Consider the following 21,893-nt stretch of genomic DNA (forward strand, 5'->3'; position numbering starts at 1 on the left):
TCGGTGCGCGGCCCCTGTGCCGGTTCCTCGCCCGGCAGCCCGAGTGTGCGCGTTTCGTCACAGAGGGCGCTTTCCCATCGGGAACACGGAACTCGGGAAGCCGACTTGTACGTCATCGCCCCCGTACGGTCGTCATGGGACGACGAGATGAAAGCCGATCATCCCCTAGGGTCTTATGGGGTGTCTGACACCCCACGGCAACGGGGTGAACGGTGTGCACGGCAGGTAGTGAGGCGACGGTATGGCGCAGCAGGCGTACGTGAGGGAGACGGCGGACAGCGGCTCGGGGCCCGAGCGCCGCAGAGACCGGTTCCGGCGCCGGCTCGGCCGTACGGTCTCCGGCTGGCGCGGCGACCGGCGGATCTGGCGCCGCGGGATCGTCCTGGCCGCGCTCGCGGTGGTGATCGCCCTGGTGATGCTGCTGCACGCGCAGATCCCCAACGCGGTCGGCAACCTCGGCAGCCTCACCGAGACCTTCCTGCCCTGGCTGGGCGTGTTCGTCCCGGTGCTGCTCGTGCTCGGCTTCGTCCGCAGGTCCGCCACCGCCCTGATCGCGGTACTGCTGCCGGCGGTCGTGTGGCTGAACGTCTTCGGCGGGCTGCTCTCCGACAAGTCCGCCACCGGCGGCGATCTCACGGTGGCCACGCACAACGTCAACGCCGACAACCCCGACCCGACCGGCACCGCCCGGGACGTGGCCGCCTCCGGTGCGGACGTGGTGGCCCTGGAGGAGCTGACCACGGCGGCCGTACCGGTGTACGAGAAGACGCTGGCGGCGACGTACAAGTACCACGCGGTCGAGGGCACCGTCGGGCTGTGGAGCAAGTACCCGATGACCGGTGTGCAGGCCGTCGACATCAAGCTGGGCTGGACCCGGGCGATGCGCGCCACCGTGACCACTCCGGAGGGGCGGATCGCGGTGTACGTCGCGCACATGCCGTCCGTACGGGTGAAACTGGCGGCCGGGTTCACGGCCCGGCAGCGTGACAAGAGCGCCAACGCGCTCGGTGAGGCCATCGCGGACGAGAAGCTCCCCAGGAAGATCCTGCTGGGCGATCTCAACGGCACGATGAACGACCGCGCGCTCAACGCCGTCACCTCGCAGATGCGCTCCACACAGGGCGCGGCGGGCAGCGGCTTCGGGTTCAGCTGGCCGGCGTCGTTCCCGATGGCGCGGATCGACCAGATCATGGTGCAGGGCGTGGAGCCGGTGAGCTCGTGGACGCTGCCGCAGACGGGCAGCGACCATCTGCCGGTGGCCGCGCGTGTGAACATCGCCACGTCCTCGTAACCTGCCGGGACCCCGTTGGAATAGGGGGCCGGGGAGCATTTGTTCCGTACTTGAACATAAACTGGTACGGAACTCCGCTCTCCCCTGAAAGGCTCGGCTCTTCTATGCCCTTGGCCCTGCTCGCACTGGCCGTCGGCGCTTTTGGTCTCGGCACCACCGAATTCGTGATGATGGGCCTGCTGCCCGATGTCGCCGACGACCTGAACATCTCGATCCCCACCGCCGGTCACCTGGTCTCCGCGTACGCACTGGGCGTGGTGATCGGCGCCCCGCTGCTCGCCGCGGTCACCGCCCGCATGTCCCGCCGCACGGTCCTCATCTCTCTGATGGGACTGTTCGTGGCCGGCAACGCGGCCTCCGCCTTCGCCCCCGGCGAAGGCTGGCTGCTGGCCGCGCGGTTCGTCAGCGGACTGCCGCACGGCGCCTTCTTCGGTGTCGGCGCGGTCGTCGCCACCGGCATGGTGGCGCCGGAACGCAAGGCCCGCTCGGTGTCCCTGATGTTCCTCGGCCTGACCCTCGCCAACATCGCGGGCGTGCCCGTCGCCACCCTCATGGGCCAGCACCTGGGCTGGCGGGCGACCTTCCTCGGCGTCAGCGCGATCGGCCTGGCGGCGATAGCGTCGCTGGCCCTGCTGATCCCGCACGACCACGCGCACGCGCCCCGGGTGGGCCTGCGCGGTGAACTGGCCGCCCTGAAGTCCCTCCCGGTCTGGCTGGCGCTCGGCACGACGGTCGCCGGTTTCGGCGCGCTGTTCGCCGCGTACAGCTACATCACGCCGATGCTCACGGACTCCGCCGGATACGCCGGCTCCAGTGTGACGCTGCTCCTCGCCCTGTTCGGCGTGGGCGCGACGGCGGGCAACCTGCTGGGCGGACGGCTGGCCGACCACTCGCTGCGGGGCACCCTGTTCGGCGGTCTGACCTCGCTGGTCGTGGTCCTCGCCCTGTTTCCGCTGCTGATGTCCGCGCCGTGGAGCGCGGCGGTGGCGGTCGTCCTCCTGGGCACCGCGGCCTTCATCACCGGCTCCCCGCTCCAGCTCATGGTCATGGAGAAGGCGTCGGCCGCCCCGTCGCTGGCCTCCTCCGCCAACCAGGCCGCCTTCAACCTGGCCAACGCCGGCGGCGCCTGGATCGGCGGCCTCGCCCTGGCCGCGGGCCTCGGCGTGACGTCCCCCGCCCTGACCGGCGCTGCACTGGCCGTGCTCGGCCTCGGGGTGGCGGGCGTGGCCACGACCGTGGACCGCCGCCGCGGAGCCGTGTCCACCGGCCGGGAGCGCCTGGTCGCGGCCCATCTGCCGGAGCACGCGGAGGCCGTGCACCACTGAGCGGTCGTACGACGAAGGGGCGCCCGGCAACCCGGGCGCCCCTTCGCTCTGCCGGGCGTGTCGGCGGCCTGTAGGTCCCTGTAGGCGACCTGTCGGTGGTTTGTCGGCGGGGGCTGGCACCGTCCTCGGTATGACGCGAATCGACAAGAACCCCAAGGGCGGAAACGCCGCCGTGTCCGTACGGGGGCTGGTCAAGCACTACGGCGAGACCAAGGCGCTGGACGGCGTCGACCTGGATGTGCGCGAGGGCACCGTACGGGGTGTGCTCGGGCCGAACGGCGCCGGCAAGACCACCCTCGTACGGATTCTGTCCACCCTCCTCGCCCCCGACTCCGGGGCGGCGACCGTCGCCGGATACGACGTCGTACGGCAGCCCCGGCAGCTGCGGCGGGTGATCGGACTCACCGGGCAGTACGCCTCGGTGGACGAGAAGCTGCCGGGCTGGGAGAACCTCTACATGATCGGGCGGCTGCTCGACCTGCCCCGCAAGGAGGCCCGCACCCGGGCCGACGAGCTGCTGGAGCGGTTCTCCCTGACGGACGCGGCGAAGCGGCCGGCGAGTACCTACTCCGGCGGTATGCGGCGCCGGCTCGACCTCGCCGCATCCATGATCGGCCGACCCCAGGTGCTCTTCCTGGACGAGCCCACCACCGGCCTGGACCCCCGCACCCGCCTCGAGGTGTGGGACGAGGTCAAACGGATGGTCGGGGACGGCGTCACCGTCCTGCTGACCACCCAGTACATGGAGGAGGCCGAGCAGCTCGCCTCCGAACTGACCGTCGTGGACCACGGCAAGGTCATCGCCGACGGAGCCATCGAGGAGCTCAAGGCGAAGGTCGGCGGGCGCTCGCTGCGGGTGCGGCCCGTCGACCCGCTGCAGCTGCGGCCGCTCGCCGGGTGGATCGACGAACTCGGCATCACCGGGCTCGCCACCAGCGCCGTGGACGCCGACAGCGGCACCGTCGTCGTCCCGATCCTCAGCGACGAGCAGCTGACCGCCGTGGTCGGCGCCGTCACCGCGCGCGGCATCACCCTCTCCTCCATCAGCACCGAACTGCCCAGCCTGGACGAGGTGTTCCTGTCCCTCACCGGCCACCGCGCCAGCGCCCCGCAGGACACCCTGCCCGCCGACAACCGCGAGGAGGTCGCCGTATGAGCGCCGCAACCGCCACCGCCACCGCCACCACGATCGACACCGACGCCCGGATCCCGCTGCGCAGCCATCTGCGTCACACCGGCGCTCTCGTCCGCCGCAACCTGCTGTGGATCCGGCAGGACCCCGAGTCGATGTTCGACGCGCTGCTGATGCCGGTCGTCTTCACCTTGCTGTTCGTGTACGTCTTCGGCGGCTCCATCGGGCAGGCCCTGGGCGGCGGACAGAGCGGATACGTGCAGTACGTCATCCCCGGCATGATCGCGATGATGAGCATGACGCTCTCGCAGGGCGTCGGCACCGGCTTCAGCCAGGACTTCAACTCCGGTGTCATGGACCGCTTCCGGTCCCTGCCGATCGGCCGCGGCTCGGTGCTGTTCGCGAAGATCTCCGTAGAACTGCTGCGGATGCTGTTCGCGACCACCGTGCTCATGATCGTCGCCGTCCTGGTCGGCTTCCACATCAACCACTGGGGCGGGCTGTTCGCGGCGGTCGGTCTGGCCACCGTGTTCGCCTCGTCGATCATGTGGGTGTTCCTCACCCTGGGCGTGGTCCTGAAGAACGCGCAGTCCGTGCAGGCCATGGGCTTCCTGGTGCTGTTCCCGCTGCAGTTCGGCTCGTCGATCTTCGCGCCGACGAACTCCATGCCGGGCTGGCTCGAGCACTTCACCGACTACAACCCGCTGTCCACCCTCGCCGACGCGGCCCGCGGGCTGATGGTGGGCGGCCCGGTCGCCCACGACCTGTGGGTGACGCTCGGCTGGTCGGCGGCCATCACTGCGGTCGCGGCACCGTACGCGATCCACAAGTTCCGTACGAAGAGCTGACCTTCGGGTTCGGTGCGCGTCACACCAGGGCGGCGGCCTCCTGCGGGGAGAGTCCGTCGCCCTCCGCGTACGCCGACTCGTAGGCGGCGTCACCGAGTACCGCGCGCAGCTCCTGCTCGGCACTGCCTCGCACGGAGCGCTCGATGGTCGTCGGGACATGGCCGGCCGGCAGCAGCACGTCCCCCGCCCTGAGACAGCGGGCGCCGTCGCCGGCCCGGGCGCCGCCCTCCGCCCCGGCGAGGGCGAGAGCGGCGGTGTGCAGGTACATGGTGCGCATATGGGGGGCGATGGTCAGGGCCAGCGGGTCCTCGGACTTCTCCAGAGCCCGGCGGGCCAGCGTCAGGCACTCCTCGTAGCAGCCGTCCACCGCCTCCAGCCAGGCCTCCGAGCCGAGGATGAACGCGTCGAAGATGACGAAGTGGGCGATGCCGAACTGCTCGCGCAGAAGCTTCAGTTGCTCGCGTGCCTCAGGGATGCGGCCGGTCAGGCCGAGCCGCCCGGCGAGGAACATCCGGGCGGCGGGCATCGCCTCGTTGCGGGCACCGTCCTGGTCGGCGATCACCTCGCGCAGCAGACGTTCGCCGCGCTCGGCCTCCCCGGTCTCCAGCAGCGCGCTGCCCAGCCGGGCGTTGAGCACGGACCTCTGGGCGCGGGCGCCGAGCTGTTCGGCCCGCTCGATCGCCGTCCCGTAGTCGGCGGCGGCCGCGTGCCACTCGCCCTTGCGCTCATGGGCCTCGGCGCGCGCGGAGAACGCCTCGGCGGTGCCCCACAGGTCGCCGAGGCGCTCATAGATGTCCAGCGCCTCCTCGGCGTCCTGGATGGCGTCGCCCGCCCAGTCGGAGCGGTTGGCGAGCAGGTTCGCCCGCCACTGCAGGGCGGCGGCGAGCTCCCACTCGTAGCCCGGAGTGGCCCGGCAGGTGTCGACGGTCGCCCTGATGACGTCCCGCAGCCGGTCCATGTCCCCGGTGAGCATGATCGCGAAGAACCACAGGGAGCCCGGCATCCGGCAGGTCTGCGCCATGCCGGGCTGGTAGGTGGCGGCGATGGCACGCAGCTTCGACTGCGCGTGCTGGTTCTGCCAGGCGTCCAACTCGGTGTCCATACAGGCAAGATGGACGAGATGGGCGCCGCGCCGGGCCTCCTCCAGAACCTCGCCGGACCACGGCGGCGGGGTGTCCGTGCAGCGCTCCCACACCGGTACGGCGGGGCGGACGGGCTCGGTGAAGGGGTCGGGGCCGAGAGTCTGGACCTCCCGGGACCAGTTGCGGGCCTCGATACGCAGGTCGCGCATCTGCCAGTACCAGGCCAGCGACAGGATCAGACACAGCCCTTCCTGCTCGTCGCGGTCGGCGACGGCCCGGCGCAGGGCGGTGCGCAGGTTCTCGTACTCGCGCTCCAGGCGTCCGATGGCGGCGAGTTGGCGGTGCCCGCGCAGCAACGGGTCGGTGGTGCGGGCGAGTTCGCGGTAGTACGTCAGATGCGCGCGCTCCGCGTCGGCGCGCAGGCCGGCCGTCTCGTCGAGGCGCTCCCCCGCATACTCGGCGACGGTCTCCAGGAGCCGGTAGCGCATCTCGCCGTCGCCCGAAGGGGCCGCCACGACAAGGGACTTGTCGACGAGCGAGCCCAGCGACTCCAGGGCGGCGGGGCCGCACACGGCCTCGGCGGCCTCCAGGTCGCAGCCGCCGGCGAAGACGGACAGGCGTCGCAACACGTCCCGCTCCTCCTCGTCGAGCAGGTCCCACGACCAGTCGACGACGGCCCGCAGCGTCTGCTGCCGGGGCAGCACCGTACGGCTGCCGGAGGTGAGCAGGCGGAAGCGGTCGTCGAGACGGTCGGCGATCTGACGTGGCGTCAACATCCGCAGCCGGGCGGCGGCGAGCTCGATGCCGAGCGGCAGGCCGTCGAGACGGCGGCAGATCTCGGCGCACGCCTCGGCGTCGTCGTCGACGCGGAACCCCGGCCGGGCCGCGGTGCCCCGGTCCGCGAACAGCCGTAGCGCGACCGGCTCCGGCAGCGGCTCCACGGGGCGCAGCAACTCCCCCGGCACACCGAGGGGTTCACGGCTGGTGGCCAGCACCGTCAGCCCCGGACAGCGCTCCAGGAGTGTCTCGGCGAGACGGGCGGCCGCCTCGACGACGTGCTCGCAGTTGTCGAGGATCAGCAGCATGCGGCGCCTGCCGCAGTGCTCGGCGAGCCGCTCCACGGGGTCGTCGTGCCGGTCGCTCCCGGCGGCACGCATCGCCTCGGCACCGGCGCCGTACAGCACGGTCTCGCGGGCACCGACGGCGGTGAGCACCGCCTCCGGCACCGCGTCCGGGTCGTCGACGGGGGCGAGTTCGGCGAGCCACACCCCGTCCTGCACCGCGTGCCCCAGGGTCTCGGCGGCCTCCTGCGACAACCGGGTCTTCCCGGCCCCGCCCGGCCCGAGCAGGGTGACGAGCCGCGCGGTCGCGAGGTCACCCCGGATCGCCTCGATGTCGGCTTCCCGGCCGACGAAGGAGGTCAGCCGGGCGCGGAGGTTGCCGGGGGGTGCGGGGGCGATGGATGTGGAGGGGGTGCGGGTGCCCGGGCTCGACGAGGAGGCGGGCGGTCCGGCGTCCGGGTCGGCCGCGAGGGCGGCTGCCGGGGCGCGCAGCAACTCCCCATGCAGGGAACGCAGTTCCGGCCCCGGGTCCGCGCCGAGCCGGTCCGCGAGCAACTGCCGTACGGACTCGTACGCCGCCAGTGCCTCCGCGGTACGGCCCGTGTCGCGCAGGGCGCGCAGGCGCAGGGACTGCAGAGGCTCGTCCAGGGGGTGGGTGTCGCACAGGGCGGTGAGTTCGGGCAGGGCCCGGTCGGCGTGGCCGAGGGCGAGCGCGGCGGAGTGCCGGGCCCGGAGGGCGTCCAGGCGAAGGGCCTCGGCGCGGGCCGCCTCGGCCGTACGGTCGGGCAGGTCCGCGAGCGCCGGGCCGCGCCACAGGGCGAGGGCGTCGTCCAGGGCCACGGCCGCCTTCGCCGCGTCGCCGTCGGCCAGCGCCCGCGTGCCGTCACCGGCCAGCCGCTGGAAGCGGTGCAGGTCGATGTCGTCCGGCATCGCGGTCAGCCGGTACCCGCCCTCCACCGAGGCCACCGACTCCGCCCCGAGCGCCCGCCTGAGCCGCCCCACCAGCGCCTGCACCGCGCCCGTCGCGTCGGCGGGCGGGTCGCCGTCCCACACCTCGCCCACCAGAACGCTCACCGGGACGGTACGGCCGGGCCGCAGCGCGAGAACGGTCAGCAGCGCACGCAGCCGCGCCCCGCCGACCGGGACGGACGTGCCGTCGGAACGGAGTGCCTGCGTGGTGCCGAGGATGCGATAGCGCACGGGATCCATTGTCTCTGGTGAGGACGGGGCCGGTCACGGGGTTTAGGGAGCGGGGTGTCGGGCGGCTGCGGGCCCGTCGTGGCCGGTCGCGCAGTTCCCCGCGGACAGCCGCGCTGGGCTCGGGCCGGGCGCCCAGGGGGGTGCCGGGTTCGGGGATCGGGCGGCTGCGGGTGCGTTGTGGCTGGTCGCGCAGTTCCCCGCGCCCCTGGGTGGGGACGGTGGACGCGCGTGCAGACGCGTACGGCGTGAAGGGGACGGGGTGGGGGGTGTCCGCCCGCAGCGGCCGGCGTCCGTTGCAGAGCACTTCTCAAGAGGCCGAGCCGCCGGACCGAGGACGGACACCCCCCACCCCGGCCCCGACCCACAACGCACCCTCAGGCGTAATAGGGGCGCGGGGAACTGCGCAAAAAACGCCCGCCCCCACCAACCCGCACCCGAACCCGCACCCAACACCCCCGGTCCACACGGAACCCCCGCCCCACCGCGAGACGTTCTCACCTGTGCCCGGTACCGTCGGGCAGTCCCACCGCGCGCATGTCCAGTCCAGGGAGCCCCATGACCACCGCCACCACCCGCCACAGCGAACGGCGGATCAGCCCCGTCTTCCTCGGGATCGTCGCCGTGACGGCGGTGACGGGCTGGGCCACGTGGAGCGGCTTCGCCGAGAAGCCGGGTGTCGCCGTCTTCCTGTTCGTGACGGCCGCATGGATCGTCTCGCTGTGTCTGCACGAGTACGCACATGCGCGTACCGCCCTGCACAGCGGCGACATCACAGTCGGTTCCAAGGGCTACCTGACCCTCAACCCGCTGAAGTACACCCACGCCCTGCTCAGCATCGTGCTCCCCGTCATCTTCGTGATCATGGGCGGCATCGGTCTGCCCGGCGGTGCGGTCTTCATCGAACGCAACCGGATCCAGGGCCGCTGGCGGCACAGTCTGATCTCGGCGGCGGGCCCGCTGACCAACGTCCTGTTCGCCGTCGTGTGCACGGCCCCGTTCTGGCTGGACGCCCTCGACGGCGTACCGCGCGACTTCCGGTACGCCCTGGCGTTCCTCGCGCTGCTCCAGGTCTCGGCCGCGCTCCTGAACTTCCTGCCGGTGCCGGGCCTGGACGGCTACGGCGTCATCGAGCCCTGGCTGTCGTACGGCATCAAGCGCCAGGTGGAGCCCTTCGCGCCGTTCGGCCTGCTGTTCGTGTTCGCGCTGCTGTGGGTGCCGTCGGTCAACAGCGCCTTCTTCGACATCATCGACGCGATCCTCAAGAGCCTCGGGATCAGCGACCTCGACTCGTACTGCGGTCAGAACCTGTACCGGTTCTGGGAGGACACGAGCCAGTTCTGCCAGGTCAGCCAGTGACCGACCGGCGGATCTTCTCGCGCTTCGCGTAGTACCAGCACATGTTGGACGACAGCCCCGCCAGCAGCACCCACACGATGCCCAGCCAGCTGCCCTGGACGAAGGACACGACCGCCGCGGCGACGGCGAGGAGGCAGACGGTGAGGGCGTAGAGGGCGAGGCGGGGCATTTCCACGGGCTCCTGTCAGGGGGACACTGCTGCGTTACGGCGACCAGTGTCCCCCATCGGCTCACCTCTCTTCTTGTCAGGATGCCCCGGTGTTTACGCCGGGGAGGAATGGCATCCCGGTGTTGCGGAGCGGGGAGTGCGAACGCGTGTGCCGGTAGTCGCTGGTTGGAGTGTTCATTGTGCGATCAGGGGATGGGCGTGCGGTTGTCGCACATACGGTCTCCTCACAAGACGTCGGCAGGCTGCGGCCTTCCGGTCCGGGGGTGTGGAGGGGGTGAGGGGCGTGGCGGGAGTGGGGGCGGTCGCACAGGCTGCCGCGCATGCCCGGTGGACGTTCCGTCTGCGGGTATCGTCCACCGCCCGCACGGCCCTGGAAGCCGAGTGGAGCCGGTGCCGGTGGGTGTGGAACGAGTGTGTCGCCAAGTCCAGGGCCGAGCACGCTTGGAACCAGCACCGGCCCGAGGGCGAGGGCAAGCGGACGTGCGGTCCCGCGCAACTCGACAAAATGCTGACCGAGGCCCGCTCCCGCACTGCGTGGCTGCGGGAGGGCTCGTCGGTTCCTCAGCAGCAGATCATCCGCGACTTCGGCAAGTCCCGTGCGAAGGCACAGAAGGACGTGCGGGATCGTCTGCCCCAGCGGCAGCGGGCCGGAATGCCCAGGTGGAAGAAGAAGCACGAGGCCGACCCAAGCCTGAACTACACGAAGCGCGGCTTCCGGCTCCAGGACGGCCTGCTGCACCTGGCGGGCAACATCGTGCTGACGGTCGTGTGGTCGCGGGACCTGCCCGCCGAACCCTCCTCCGTGCGGGTGTACCTGGACAGTGTCGGCCACTGGTACGCCTCGTTCGTCGTCCCGGCCGAAATTCAGCTGTTGCCCTCGACGGGCGCGGTAATCGGCGTCGACTGGGGCGTGAAGGAGACCGCCACCACCACCTCGGACGCCCACGACCTCCCGCACGCCCAGCACGGCAGGAAAGCCCAGGCGAAGCTGTCGCGGTACGACCGGATGATGGCCCGCCGCAAACCCGCCAAGGGGCAGCCCGGCTCGAAGGGCTACCGCGAGGCCAGGAAGCTGCGCGCGAAGGCGTACAAGAAGGCCGCCCGGCAGCGGGAGGACACCGGTCGCAAGTGGGCCAAGAAGGTCGTCCGCGACCATGACGCGATCGCGGTGGAGGATTTCCGCCCGAGGTTCCTCGCCAAGTCCTCGATGGCCCGCAAGGCGGCCGACGCCGCCATCGGCGCGACCAAGCAGGCCCTGACCGAGATGGGCCGCAAGCACGGGCGGGACGTCCGGCTCGTGCACCCCGCACACACCACCATGGACTGCGCGCACTGCGGAGCGAGAGCCAAGCACGCACTGCCGCTGTCAGAACGTACCTACACCTGCACCGCGTGCAGAGCCGTCTCGCCCAGAGACAAGAACTCCGCCCGCGTGATGCTCGTCCGGGCTGGTCTCAACCCGGCTGGTGTCGAGGGCGTAAGACCTCCCGGAGCGCTGCTCCAGGAGGCGGCCTGAGCCAGGAATCCCCCTCGTTCACGAGGGGGAGGACTCAAACGTCCGTGACCCGCAGCCCCGCGTGCGCCTTGTACCGGCGGTTCACCGAGATCAGGTTGGCGACCAGCGACTCGACCTGGTGGGCGTTGCGCAGCCGGCCCGCGAACACGCCGCGCATTCCGGGGATGCGGCCGGCGAGCGCCTGCACGATCTCCACGTCCGCCCGCTCCTCGCCCAGCACCATCACGTCGGTGTCGATCTCCTCGATCTCCGGGTCCTGGAGCAGCACGGCCGACAGGTGGTGGAAGGCGGCGGCGACCCGGGAGTCCGGCAGCAGGGCGGCGGCCTGCTCGGCGGCGCTGCCCTCCTCCGGCTTCAGCGCGTAGGCGCCCTTCTTGTCGAAGCCGAGCGGGTTGACGCAGTCGACGACCAGCTTGCCCGTGAGTTCCTCGCGCAGGGACTCCAGGGTCTTGCCGTGGCCGTCCCAGGGCACGGCCACGATCACGATGTCGCTGCGGCGCGCGGTCTCGGCGTTGTCGGCGCCCTCGACGCCGTGGCCGAGTTCGTCGGCGGCGGCCTGCGCGCGGTCGGCGGCCCGCGAGCCGATGATCACCTTCTGGCCGGCCCGGGCGAGCCGGTAGGCGAGGCCCTTGCCCTGCGGGCCGGTCCCGCCGAGCACGCCGACGACGAGACCGGAGACGTCGGGGAGGTCCCACGGGTCCTTGGCGGGGGCCTTCGCGGGGGGCTGTGCAGCACTGTCGGTAGAGGTCATGGGCCGACTTTACGTGCGCCCCGCCGGACCCGGCCGGTCAGGTGAGCCGCGTCACGGGGGACCCCCCGGAACGCGGTCCGCTCGCTGTCGGCGGGAACGGAGTGCGGGGGCGGGCCGTCCCCTTGCCCGGTTCGGGCGAATCCGGGGTGAACCCCGGGTCGCAGAGGGCCGTTTGCGGCAGGATGCGGCCCCATGGACGCCGTACGGGTCGCGCTGCTGCGTGAAGTGCTCGCCGGGACCGAGTGGCTGGAAGCCACCCGCCGCTTCGGGGGCGTGCTGCGCGGGTCGGTGGTGTCGCACGGCGGCGGCCTGCTGCTGGTCGGGACACCGGAGTACGAACCGTGGCACCTGGCGGCCCATCTGGTCGACGAGGCGGCCTGGTCGGGCACTCCGGAGCTGGCGCCGACGCTCGTACGGCACGACGCGCGGGCCTCCGACCCGGCGCATCTGTCGGTCGGCCCGGGCCGGCTCGCGGCGGCCCGGCGCGGGGAGACCCTGCTGGTGGTGTCCCCGGCGGGGCCGGGCGCCCCGCTGCTGGAACACGTCCACGACGCCCGGCGGGCCGGGGCGACGATCCTGTCCCTCGGGCCGGGCGAGGGCGAGCTCGCCGCGATGGCCCACGAGTCGCTCGCCGTGCCGGAGGCCACGGATCTCGATCTGGACACCGTGCAGCATCTGGTGAGCGCGGCGGCCGGGGACAACGCCGTGCCCGCACCCCGGGGCCAACGACGGTTCCGGGACCGTCTGTCGAGCCTGGCCGACCACCTGACGGCACCCCCGCCGGCCGGCTGGTGACACGAAGCCGGCGGTCGCCCCTGAGCCAGTGAGCCGACCCGCCGACCCGCCGCGAGGTGGACGGCGTACCCGCCGAAAAGCGTTTGCCCGCCCCCCGCTCCTCCCCCGACCATGGCCCTTCGTGACCGACGACACCCACGACGCCCCAGAACCCCCCGACGCCCCTTCCGGCCTTCGCGCGATGCTGCCCGACCTCGCCCCGTGGCGGGCCTCCCGGGACTTCCGGCGGCTGTGGTACGCGGGGCTGGTCTCGAACTTCGGGAGCTTCCTCACGTTCGTCGCGCTGCCGGTCCAGCTGAAGGAGCTGACCGGTTCGGCGGCGGCGGTGGGCGCGATCGGGGCCGTGGAACTCGTGCCCCTCCTCGTCTTCGGGCTGTACGGCGGCGCGCTCGCCGACGCGTGGGACAAGCGGAAGCTGATCGTGTGGACGGAGGCCGGACAGGGCCTGCTGAGCGTCGGCCTGCTGGTCAACGCCCTGCTCCCGCACCCCACCGTCTGGCCGTTGTACGTGGTCGCCGCCCTCTCCTCCGCCCTGGTCTCGGTACAGCGCCCCGCGCTCGACTCCCTGTGGCCCCGGATCGTGGCCCACGACCACCTCCCGGCGGCGGCCTCGCTGAACTCCTTCCGCTGGACGGTCGGCGGGGTCGCGGGCCCGGCGCTGGCGGGCGTGGTGGTGGCGTACGCGGGCCTCGGCTGGGCGTACGGCGCCGACCTGTTGACCTTCGTGGTCTCGGTCGTGCTCATGGTGCGCATCGCTGCCTCCCCCGCCTCCCACGAGGCCGCGAAGCCGTCGCTCAGGGCCATCGCGGAGGGGGCGCGGTATGCCTGGGGCCGCAAGGAACTCCTCGGTACCTATGCCGTCGACCTGGCCGCGATGTTCCTGGCGATGCCGCTGGCCCTGCTGCCGTTCCTGGCGGACGAGCTGAACGCCGAGTGGTCGCTGGGGCTGATGTACGCGAGCGTGCCGTTGGGGGCGCTGCTGGTGAGCCTGACCAGTGGCTGGACCTCGCGGGTCCACCACCACGGCCGGATGGTGGTGCTGTCGGCCGGGCTCTGGGGCCTGGCGATCGCGGCCGCCGGCAGTGTTGGGGACGTATGGCTGGTGCTGCTGTTCCTGACCGTGGCCGGGGGCTGCGACATGGTCAGCGGGGTCTTCCGCGGGGCCATGTGGAACCAGACGATCCCGGACGAGCTGCGCGGGCGGCTCGCCGGGATCGAGTTGTTGTCGTATTCGGTGGGGCCGACCGTCGGCCAGGTCAGGGCCGGCGGTTTCGCCTCGTGGTGGGGTGTGCGGACGTCGGTGTGGTCGGGCGGCCTGCTGTGTGCGGGAGCCGTGGGCCTGCTCGCGCTGTGTCTGCCGGGGCTGATGTCGTACGACGTGCGCACGAACGAGCATGCGACGCGGCTGCGGAAGCAACGTGAGGCAGCCGCGCCGGCTCCCATGGAGGCGTGATCAGACGCGGGGCAGCCGCGCCGGGACCGGTCGCGGCCCGCTCAGTCGTCCTCGGCGGTCGCGGTGGCGTCGTGCCACTTGGGGTCGTTCTCCCACTCCAGGTTGCGCTCGCGGGCCGTCGCCATCGCCTGCTCGGCCTCCTTGCGGGTCGCGTACGGCCCGAACCGGTCCTTGGCCGGGCACTCGGGGCCCTCCTCGACCTTCTTGTGCTGCAGGCAGTAGTACCACTCGCCCGGTTTGCCGACCGTGCGCTTCTTGAACAAGGGCATGACCTGCTCCTCTCGCCACCGACATGTTCCCCCATCGGCGCTGGATAGACTCGTCGGCATGTCTGGCCAGTCGTTGCTCGTGCCCGGGGAGCTGTCTCCCATCCGTTCCGTGCCCGGAAACATCCGTCGCCCCGAGTACGTCGGCAAGCCCGCGCCGACGCCGTACACCGGACCGGAGGTGCAGACCCCGGAGACCGTCGAGGCGATGCGGGTCGCCGGCCGCATCGCCGCGCGGGCGATGGCGGAGGCGGCGAAGATCATCGCTCCCGGGGTGACCACCGACGAACTGGACAAGGTGGCGCACGAGTACATGTGCGACCACGGCGCCTACCCGTCGACGCTGGGCTACCGGGGCTATCCGAAGTCCCTGTGCACGAGCCTCAACGAGGTGATCTGCCACGGCATTCCGGACTCGACCGTGCTCCGGGACGGCGACATCGTCAACCTGGACGTGACGGCGTACATCGGCGGGGTGCACGGCGACAACAACGCGACGTACCTGGTGGGCGAGGTCGACGAGGAGAGCCGGCTGCTGGTCGAGCGCACCCGGGAGTCCCTGACCCGCGCGATCAACGCGGTCAGGCCGGGCCGACAGATCAACATCATCGGCCGGGTCATCGAGTCGTACGCCAAGCGCTTCGGCTACGGCGTGGTCCGTGACTTCACCGGCCACGGCATCAACTCGTCCTTCCACTCGGGCCTGATCGTCCCGCACTACGACAGCCCGCACGCGACGACGGTCATCCAGCCGGGCATGACGTTCACGATCGAGCCGATGCTGACGCTCGGGACACACGACTACGACATGTGGGACGACGGCTGGACGGTCGTCACGAAGGACCGGAAGCGGACGGCACAGTTCGAGCACACGCTGGTGGTGACGGAGTCCGGGGCGGAGATCCTCACGCTGCCGTAGCCCCCGCCCGCGACCGACGGCCCGCTCTCTCCCTCGGGAGGGCGGGCTTTCTGTTGCCCGGACGGGTTTTTGCCGACACACTGTCGGAAAAGTTACCGACAGAAGGTCGGCAACTCGTTGACTTAGGTAAGCCTAACCATAGAAAATCTGGCTATGGATCTCCCCATGAACTCGTTCTCGTCACTCATCCGCACCGCGTCCCACGAGCAGCACGTGGAGGCGGAGACCTCGACGTTCATGAGCGACCTCCTGGGAGGCAGGCTCGGCGTCGACGCGTACGCGCGCTACACCGAGCAACTGTGGTTCGTCTACGAGGCGTTGGAGGCCAGCGCCGAGAAGCTCGGGGCGGACCCGGTGGCGGGCGGCTTCATCCGGCCCGAGCTGTTCCGGCTGCGGGCGCTGGAGCGGGACCTGGCGCACCTGCGGGGCCCGCGGTGGCGGGCGCAGGCGTCGGCGCTGCCCGCCACCCAGGCCTACGCGGACCGGGTGCGCGAGTGCGCGCGGTCCTGGCCCGCCGGATACATCGCGCACCACTACACGCGCTACCTCGGCGACCTCTCCGGCGGCCAGATCATCCGCGACCGGGCGGAGCGGACCTGGGGCTTCGAGAAGAAGGGCGACGGCGTCCGCTTCTACGTCTTCGAGGACATCCCCAACCCCGCCGCCTTCAAGCGGGGTTACCGCGAACTCCTGGACGCGGTGCGCGCGGACGACCTGGAGAAGCAGCGGATCGTGGCCGAGTGCAAGCGGGCGTTCGCGCTGAACACGAACGTCTTCCGGGCGCTGGGCGAGGAGTTCCCGCTGTCGGCGTGAGCGTCAGCGCTCCAGGAAGACCCGTCCCCCCACCTCCACCCAACCGCCCGGCTGCGGGGCCGTGAGGATCTGCGAGCCGGCGCCCTGGACGATGTTCAGGGCGCGGCCCAGTGCGTCGGTGAGCTGGAGGGCCGCGGCGCCCGTGGCCTCGTCCTCCTCGACCCCGTCGCCCCGGCCGGGAAATCCCCGGGCCCGGACCCGCCCGGCGGCCTCGTCCTCCCACGCCCAGGCGTACACCCACTCCCCTGGCGGCGGGACGGTCAGGTCGTCGACCTCGGCGGCGGTGCCGTACTGGCGGAAGGTGCGCGGCGCGGGCCACTCCGCGCGCGCCTCGATCCAGCTGAACTCGCCGTCCAGCCGGGTGCCGACGACTCCGGCGAGCGTGACGAGTTCGGGCACGTCGAGCAGCCAGGCCGCCCCGACGCACGGATATCCGGCGAACGCCAGCCGCACGGAGGGCGTGTAGATGTCGATGACACCGCGCTCGGGGTCGTCCACGAACACGGTCTCGCTGAACCCGAGCTTCGCGGCGAACGCCTGCCGCTCGTCCCGGTCCGGCATCACGGACCCCTCCCGGACGACGCCCAGCTCATTGCCGTAGCCGCCGTTCGGTGCACAGAAGACGCGCAGCACGTCGTAATCAGTCACGGGGAGATTGAAGCACTGCGGCGAGGGCCTCGGATCCGCACGTCCGCGGAGTGAGGACGCTTGGTGATCTCCGTCACCGGACACGGCTGGGAACAGAACCTTTGAATCTCCTTTGACCTTCCCTTGGTGTCTGTTTTAGGCCATCCCGCGGTATCACTCAGGTAAGCCTCAGATAAGTTAGGTCAGCCTCACCGCTATCTGTGTGACCATCACGCCTTTGTTTCAGCCATACCAGGAGCCCGCATGCGAGCCGCCAGACTGTCCGTCGTCACCGCCACCGCCGTGGCGGCCCTGACCGCCGTCACGGGGTGCACGGAGAAGGGAAGCTCCGGCGACAGCGGCCGCGTCGTCAACGTGACCGCCACCGACAGCAAGTGCGAGGTCTCCACGAAGGAGTTCCCGGCCGGTCACCTGGAACTCGCCATCGAGAACAAGGGCTCCAAGGTCACCGAGGTCTACCTCCTCTTCCCGGACGACCGGATCGTCAGCGAGCGGGAGAACATCGGGCCCGGCACCAAGCAGCGGGTCACCGCGGAGGTCAAGGCGGGCGACTACACGATCGCCTGCAAGCCCGGCATGAAGGGCGACGGCATCCGTCAGAAGGTGAAGGCCACGGGCGGCAGCGTGGCCGCGCGCGACCCGCGGCTCGACGCGGCCGTCGCCGCGTACCGCAAGTACGCGCAGGAGCAGGCCGACGCGACGATCCCGAAGGTGGAGACGTTCGCCGCCGCCATCAAGGCCGGCGACCTCGACGCGGCCAAGAAGGCCTACGCCCCCTCCCGCGTCGGCTGGGAGCGCACCGAGCCGATCGCCGAGTCCTTCGGGGACATCGACCCCGAGACGGACACCCGCGCCGACGGCCTGGAGAAGGGCCAGAAGTGGACCGGCTGGCACGCGCTGGAGAAGGCCCTCTGGCAGGACAAGAAGATCGGCGCCGAGCAGAAGACCCTCGCGGCCCAGCTGGTCACCGACCTCAAGGACTGGCAGACGCGGGTCGGCAAGGCCGACATCACCCCGACCTCCATGGCCAACGGCGCCAAGGAACTCCTCGACGAGGTCGCCACCGGCAAGGTCACCGGTGAGGAGGACCGCTACTCGCACACCGACCTGAGCGACTTCAAGGCCAACGTGGAGGGTGCGCAGAAGGCGTACGAGCTGCTCAAGCCGGTCGCCAAGGAGAACGACGCGGCCCTGGTCACCGAGCTCGACAAGCAGTTCGCCGCGCTGAACACGCTGCTCGACGGCTACCGGACCGACAAGACGTCCGACGGCTTCGTCTCGTACGAAACGGTCGGCGAGAACGATCGCAAGCGGCTGTCGGACGGTGTGAACGCGCTTGCGGAGCCGCTGTCCAAGCTCGCCGCCGCCGTCGTCACCAAGTCTTCCTGAGGCAGGGGCCATGACGGACACAACTCCCTCCCGCCGTGCGCTGATCGGCTGGGGCGGTGCCGGGCTCGCGCTCGGCGCCGCCGCGGCCGGGGGCGCGGTCGCGATGACCCGCACCGGCGACGACCTGGAGCCGACCGCCGCCGCAACCGGTGCGGCCGTCGAGTTCCACGGCACGCACCAGGCGGGCATCGCCACGCCCGTCCAGGACCGGCTGCACTTCGCCGCGTTCGACGTCACGACCGACGACCGCGCCGCGTTCGTGCAGATGCTGAAGGACTGGACGGCGGCCGCCCGGCGGATGACCGCCGGCAAGGCGGTCGGCGAAGGGGCCTACGGCGGTCTCGCCGAGGCCCCGCCGGACGACACCGGTGAGGCGCTGGGCCTCAAGCCCTCGCGGCTGACGCTGACGATCGGCTTCGGACCGTCCCTCTTCGAGAGGTTCGACCTGGCCGGGCAGAAACCGGAAGCCCTCGTCGATCTCCCCCAGTTCGCCGGCGACAACCTCGACAGGAACCGCAGCGGCGGCGACCTGTGCGTCCAGGCCTGCGCGGACGACCCGCAGGTCGCCGTGCACGCGATCCGCAATCTCGCCCGGATCGGCTTCGGCAAGGTCGTCATCCGCTGGTCGCAGCTCGGCTTCGGCAAGACGTCGTCGACGACACCCGACGCGCAAACCCCGCGCAACCTGCTGGGCTTCAAGGACGGCACCCGCAACATCGCGGGGACGGAGACGGACCGGCTGAAGAAGTTCGTGTGGACGGACGGCAAGGACTCCGACTGGATGGCGGGGGGCTCGTATCTCGTCGCCCGCCGGATCCGTATGCACATCGAGACCTGGGACCGCACCCCCCTGCAGGAGCAGGAGGACATCATCGGCCGGGACAAGGGCGAGGGTGCTCCGGTCGGCCGGGCCAAGGAGCGCGACAAGCCGTTCCTGCCCGCGATGAAGCCCGACGCGCACGTCCGGCTCGCGCACCCCGACTCCAACCACGGGGCGACGATCCTGCGCCGCGGCTACTCCTTCACCGACGGCACGGACGGCCTCGGCCGGCTGGAGGCGGGGCTGTTCTTCCTGGCGTACATGAAGGACGTGCGGGAGGGCTTCATCCGTATCCAGCGTCATCTGGCCACCGACGCGCTCAACGAGTACATCCAGCACGTGGGTTCGGCGGTCTTCGCCGTCCCGCCCGGCGTCCGCGACAAGGACGACTGGTGGGGCAGCACCCTGTTCTCCAAGGAGGCCTAGCCCGTGTTCTCCAACTACCTGATCGGCCTGCGCGAGGGTCTCGAGGCCAGCCTCGTCGTCTGCATCCTCATCGCCTACCTGGTCAAGACGGACCGCAGGGACGCGCTGAAGCCCATCTGGATCGGCATCGGCGTCGCGGTCGCGCTCGCCCTCGGCTTCGGGTGCGCGCTCGAATTCGGCTCCCAGGAGCTGACGTTCGAGGCGCAGGAGGCCCTCGGCGGCTCCCTGTCGCTCCTCGCGGTCGGCCTGGTGACGTGGATGGTGTTCTGGATGCGGCGCACCGCCCGGCACCTGAAGTCCGAGCTGCACGGCAAGCTCGACGCGGCCCTCGCGATGGGCACGGGGGCCCTGGTCGCCACCGCGTTCCTCGCGGTCGGCCGGGAGGGCCTGGAGACCGCCCTGTTCGTGTGGGCGTCGGTCCGCGCGGCCGGTGACGGCACCCCGCGCCCGCTGATCGGGGTGGCCCTGGGCATCCTGACGGCGGTCGTCCTGGGCTGGCTGTTCTACCGCGGCGCCCTGCGCATCAACCTGGCCAAATTCTTCACGTGGACCGGCGGCATGCTGGTCGTCGTGGCGGCGGGCGTGCTGGCGTACGGCTTCCATGATCTCCAGGAGGCCGACTGGCTGCCGGGCCTGAACAACAAGGCCTTCGACATCAGCGACACCATCGCCCCTGACAGCTGGTACGGCACCCTCCTCAAGGGCGTGTTCAACTTCCAGCCGGACCCGACTGTCCTTCAGGTCACGGTGTGGCTGCTGTACTTGATCCCGACGCTCGCGCTGTTCCTCGCCCCGGTAGGGTTCGCCTCCGGGAAGGGGAAGGTGAAGGCACCTGATGAGCAGGGATCGCGGCCCTCGAAGGCTCCGCAGGCTTGACCGGAGCGCACTGACAGCAGCCTCTGTGACCGCTTTGTCGTTGACGGCGAGCGGTTGCATGGTCGTGCACGGCGAGCGGGAGGTACTGCCCGCGACGACCAGGGCGGAGGCCGCCAGGGCACTCCAGCAGTTCACCACCGCGTACAACGCGGCGGACAAGGCGTACGACAGCTCGCTGGACGCCGCTCATGTCACCGGCGCGCTCGCCGCCATCGACGCGGCGCGGCTGAAGGCCGGCAAGACGAGCAGCCCGGGCGGCAACGCCTCGCACACGCCGCTGAAGCTGTCGGACGTGACGTACACCATCCCGAAGAAGGCGGGCTGGCCTCGCTGGTTCGTCGCCGACGCGGCCGGCAACAAGGGCGGCAGCGCGCGCTGGCTGCTCGTGTTCACCCGCAACGGTCTGAACGAGCCGTTCCAGGTGGCCTATCTGACCCTGGTGACCCAGGGCAAGGTGCCGGAGTTCAAGAAGGACGCGGACGGCTGGGCCGAGGCGGTTCCGGCGAACACGACCGATCTGGCCGCCGAACCCGGGGACCTGAGCAAGGACTACGCGGGCTATCTGAAGAGCGGCGGGGACGTCTTCGCGGACGGCACGCACACCAGCGTGTGGCGTTCGGAGCGGACCAAGGACGCCGCCAGGCCGGGCCTCGCCACCCAGTACATCGACGAACCGCTGACGAACGGCGGCTACACACCGCTGGCGCTGCGCACGAAGGACGGCGGGGCGTTGGTGTTCTTCGCCACGCACCACTACGAGAAGCAGACGGCCCACTCCGGTGCGGCGATCCCCACGCCCGGCACGGCCGTGCTCGCGCTGACGACCGGCGAGATCAAGCAGTCGCTCACGATGGAGTTCGTCTCCAACCAGGCGGCCCTCGACCCGGCGAAGGGCGCGGGCGGACAGCGGGTCGACCTGCTCGGGCGGATCCAGGGGCTGACGTCCGCCGACGGTTCGTAGGAACCGGCGGGCGGCTCGCTACCGGCGCACGGGCCAGGCCGCGCTCTCGTGGTCCGGCTCCTCGCCGACATGGCGGGCGCTGCAGTCGGTGAGCACTTCCAGGAGGCTCAGCGGGTCGGGCAGCGGGTGTTCGAGGCCGCGTACCCAGTGCACGGCCTGGTCGCCGGGCAGGCGGGCGGGCGGTATGAGGACGTAGGAGCCGCGGCAGTGCCAGCGCAGGCCGGGGTGTTCGTCCGCGGTCTCGGGGTGGCAGTCCAGCTCGCACGGCCACCACTCGTCCTCGTCCTCGGGGGTGCCGCGGGTGAGGGTGAAGAAGAGGAGCCGGCCGTCGTCGCTCTCGGCGACCGGGCCCACCTCGATGCCGTCGGCCAGCAGCCGCTGCAGGGCCTCGAGGCCGGCCTCCAGGGGGACGTCCAGGACGTCGTGGACCATGCCGGTCGCGGTGATGAAGTTGGCCTGCGGCTGGTGCCGGGCCCAGCGCTCGATCTGTGTGCGGTCGGTGGTCGACTGCGTCTGCCAGGCGAACGACACCGGGTGGCGGGCGGGAGTGGGACATCCCACGCGGTCGCAGGAGCACCGGTAGTCGGCGGCGGGATGCGCGGCGGGTGCGAGCGGCAGGCCCGCTGCGGCGGCGGCCAGCAGCAGCGCCTCACGGCCACCGGCGTCCCCGGCGGCCGCCTTCGGCCCCCGTGCGTGCAGCCAGTGGGAGAGTTTGCCCCGCAGGCCGGTCCGGCCTTCCGACTCCGCGCTCATATACCACCCTCGCCTAGCTGTTGTGCGGAACAGCATGCCCTAT

Annotated in this window: 20 protein-coding genes; 14 read left to right on the top strand and 6 right to left on the bottom strand. The window is 71.2% G+C overall.

Annotated elements, in window-relative coordinates:
- The first annotated feature begins 241 nt into the window (after positions 1–241).
- The 4 genes from OHT57_RS14415 to OHT57_RS14430 all read left to right on the top strand — a co-directional run bounded on the left by OHT57_RS14415 (position 242) and on the right by OHT57_RS14430 (position 4,596).
- Positions 242–1,291, top strand: coding sequence for an endonuclease/exonuclease/phosphatase family protein (locus tag OHT57_RS14415; protein ID WP_328746784.1), 1,050 nt, complete (start codon positions 242–244; stop codon positions 1,289–1,291).
- Positions 1,292–1,395: 104 nt separating this feature from the next.
- Complete coding sequence (locus OHT57_RS14420; protein WP_328746785.1) at positions 1,396–2,616, top strand: MFS transporter; 1,221 nt, start codon at positions 1,396–1,398, stop codon at positions 2,614–2,616.
- A gap of 130 nt (positions 2,617–2,746) precedes the next feature.
- Complete coding sequence (locus OHT57_RS14425) at positions 2,747–3,772, top strand: ATP-binding cassette domain-containing protein (protein ID WP_328746786.1); 1,026 nt, start codon at positions 2,747–2,749, stop codon at positions 3,770–3,772.
- Positions 3,769–4,596 (top strand): ABC transporter permease, encoded by an 828-nt coding sequence (locus OHT57_RS14430; RefSeq protein ID WP_328746787.1) that lies wholly within the window; start codon positions 3,769–3,771, stop codon positions 4,594–4,596. The genes OHT57_RS14425 and OHT57_RS14430 overlap by 4 nt, the downstream gene beginning before the upstream one ends.
- Before the next feature lie 19 nt (positions 4,597–4,615).
- Here the strand turns inward: OHT57_RS14430 and OHT57_RS14435 are convergent, their stop codons facing one another.
- The gene (locus OHT57_RS14435; protein WP_328746788.1) at positions 4,616–7,948 is read right to left on the bottom strand and encodes an AfsR/SARP family transcriptional regulator; all 3,333 of its coding nucleotides are present in this window, start codon (positions 7,946–7,948) and stop codon (positions 4,616–4,618) included.
- A gap of 546 nt (positions 7,949–8,494) precedes the next feature.
- Here OHT57_RS14435 and OHT57_RS14440 point away from each other — a divergent pair.
- The gene (locus OHT57_RS14440) at positions 8,495–9,295 is read left to right on the top strand and encodes a site-2 protease family protein (protein ID WP_328746789.1); all 801 of its coding nucleotides are present in this window, start codon (positions 8,495–8,497) and stop codon (positions 9,293–9,295) included.
- Here OHT57_RS14440 and OHT57_RS14445 read toward each other — a convergent pair.
- Positions 9,285–9,464, bottom strand: coding sequence for a hypothetical protein (locus OHT57_RS14445; RefSeq protein WP_328746790.1), 180 nt, complete (start codon positions 9,462–9,464; stop codon positions 9,285–9,287). The genes OHT57_RS14440 and OHT57_RS14445 overlap by 11 nt on opposite strands.
- A gap of 283 nt (positions 9,465–9,747) precedes the next feature.
- Between OHT57_RS14445 and OHT57_RS14450 the strand changes: the two genes are divergently transcribed.
- Positions 9,748–10,980 (top strand): RNA-guided endonuclease InsQ/TnpB family protein, encoded by a 1,233-nt coding sequence (locus OHT57_RS14450; RefSeq protein WP_443053446.1) that lies wholly within the window; start codon positions 9,748–9,750, stop codon positions 10,978–10,980.
- Positions 10,981–11,014: 34 nt separating this feature from the next.
- On the opposite strand, the gene npdG is transcribed toward OHT57_RS14450, so the two are convergent.
- Positions 11,015–11,731, bottom strand: coding sequence for an NADPH-dependent F420 reductase (npdG, locus tag OHT57_RS14455; protein WP_328746791.1), 717 nt, complete (start codon positions 11,729–11,731; stop codon positions 11,015–11,017).
- A gap of 192 nt (positions 11,732–11,923) precedes the next feature.
- Here npdG and OHT57_RS14460 point away from each other — a divergent pair, with 192 nt between their 5' ends.
- Together OHT57_RS14460 and OHT57_RS14465 are read left to right on the top strand one after the other, a co-directional pair.
- Complete coding sequence (locus OHT57_RS14460) at positions 11,924–12,526, top strand: hypothetical protein (protein ID WP_328746793.1); 603 nt, start codon at positions 11,924–11,926, stop codon at positions 12,524–12,526.
- A gap of 181 nt (positions 12,527–12,707) precedes the next feature.
- Positions 12,708–13,979 (top strand): MFS transporter, encoded by a 1,272-nt coding sequence (locus tag OHT57_RS14465; RefSeq protein WP_328753196.1) that lies wholly within the window; start codon positions 12,708–12,710, stop codon positions 13,977–13,979.
- Positions 13,980–14,020: 41 nt separating this feature from the next.
- Here the strand turns inward: OHT57_RS14465 and OHT57_RS14470 are convergent, their stop codons facing one another.
- Positions 14,021–14,248 carry a hypothetical protein gene (locus OHT57_RS14470; protein ID WP_328746794.1) on the bottom strand — a complete coding sequence of 76 codons (228 nt, stop codon included), beginning with the start codon at positions 14,246–14,248 and terminating at the stop codon, positions 14,021–14,023.
- A gap of 58 nt (positions 14,249–14,306) precedes the next feature.
- Here OHT57_RS14470 and map point away from each other — a divergent pair, with 58 nt between their 5' ends.
- Complete coding sequence (map, locus tag OHT57_RS14475; protein WP_328746795.1) at positions 14,307–15,164, top strand: type I methionyl aminopeptidase; 858 nt, start codon at positions 14,307–14,309, stop codon at positions 15,162–15,164.
- Positions 15,165–15,329: 165 nt separating this feature from the next.
- Complete coding sequence (locus OHT57_RS14480) at positions 15,330–15,977, top strand: biliverdin-producing heme oxygenase (protein WP_328746796.1); 648 nt, start codon at positions 15,330–15,332, stop codon at positions 15,975–15,977.
- 3 nt (positions 15,978–15,980) lie between these two features.
- Here OHT57_RS14480 and OHT57_RS14485 read toward each other — a convergent pair whose 3' ends face one another.
- Entirely contained in the window at positions 15,981–16,625 is a 645-nt protein-coding gene (locus OHT57_RS14485) for a PhzF family phenazine biosynthesis protein (RefSeq protein WP_328746797.1), read from the bottom strand.
- A 243-nt stretch (positions 16,626–16,868) separates the two neighbouring features.
- On the opposite strand from OHT57_RS14485, the gene efeO reads away from it, so the two are divergent.
- Genes efeO through OHT57_RS14505 form a run of 4 tightly spaced genes read left to right on the top strand, consistent with a single transcriptional unit; the run spans position 16,869 to position 21,097 of the window.
- The gene (efeO, locus tag OHT57_RS14490; RefSeq protein WP_328746798.1) at positions 16,869–18,014 is read left to right on the top strand and encodes an iron uptake system protein EfeO; all 1,146 of its coding nucleotides are present in this window, start codon (positions 16,869–16,871) and stop codon (positions 18,012–18,014) included.
- 10 nt (positions 18,015–18,024) lie between these two features.
- On the top strand, positions 18,025–19,260 hold the full coding sequence (gene efeB / locus OHT57_RS14495) for an iron uptake transporter deferrochelatase/peroxidase subunit (RefSeq protein ID WP_328746799.1): 1,236 nt from the start codon (positions 18,025–18,027) through the stop codon (positions 19,258–19,260).
- A 3-nt stretch (positions 19,261–19,263) separates the two neighbouring features.
- Positions 19,264–20,136, top strand: coding sequence for an iron uptake transporter permease EfeU (gene efeU / locus OHT57_RS14500; protein ID WP_328746800.1), 873 nt, complete (start codon positions 19,264–19,266; stop codon positions 20,134–20,136).
- Positions 20,096–21,097: a hypothetical protein gene (locus tag OHT57_RS14505; RefSeq protein WP_328746801.1), complete on the top strand. Its 1,002-nt coding sequence runs from the start codon at positions 20,096–20,098 to the stop codon at positions 21,095–21,097. The genes efeU and OHT57_RS14505 overlap by 41 nt, the downstream gene beginning before the upstream one ends.
- A gap of 18 nt (positions 21,098–21,115) precedes the next feature.
- Here the strand turns inward: OHT57_RS14505 and OHT57_RS14510 are convergent, their stop codons facing one another.
- Entirely contained in the window at positions 21,116–21,850 is a 735-nt protein-coding gene (locus tag OHT57_RS14510) for a bifunctional DNA primase/polymerase (RefSeq protein WP_328746802.1), read from the bottom strand.
- Between the last annotated feature and the right edge of the window lie 43 nt (positions 21,851–21,893).

Source organism: Streptomyces sp. NBC_00285 (assembly GCF_036174265.1).
Taxonomy (GTDB): Bacteria; Actinomycetota; Actinomycetes; order Streptomycetales; family Streptomycetaceae; genus Streptomyces.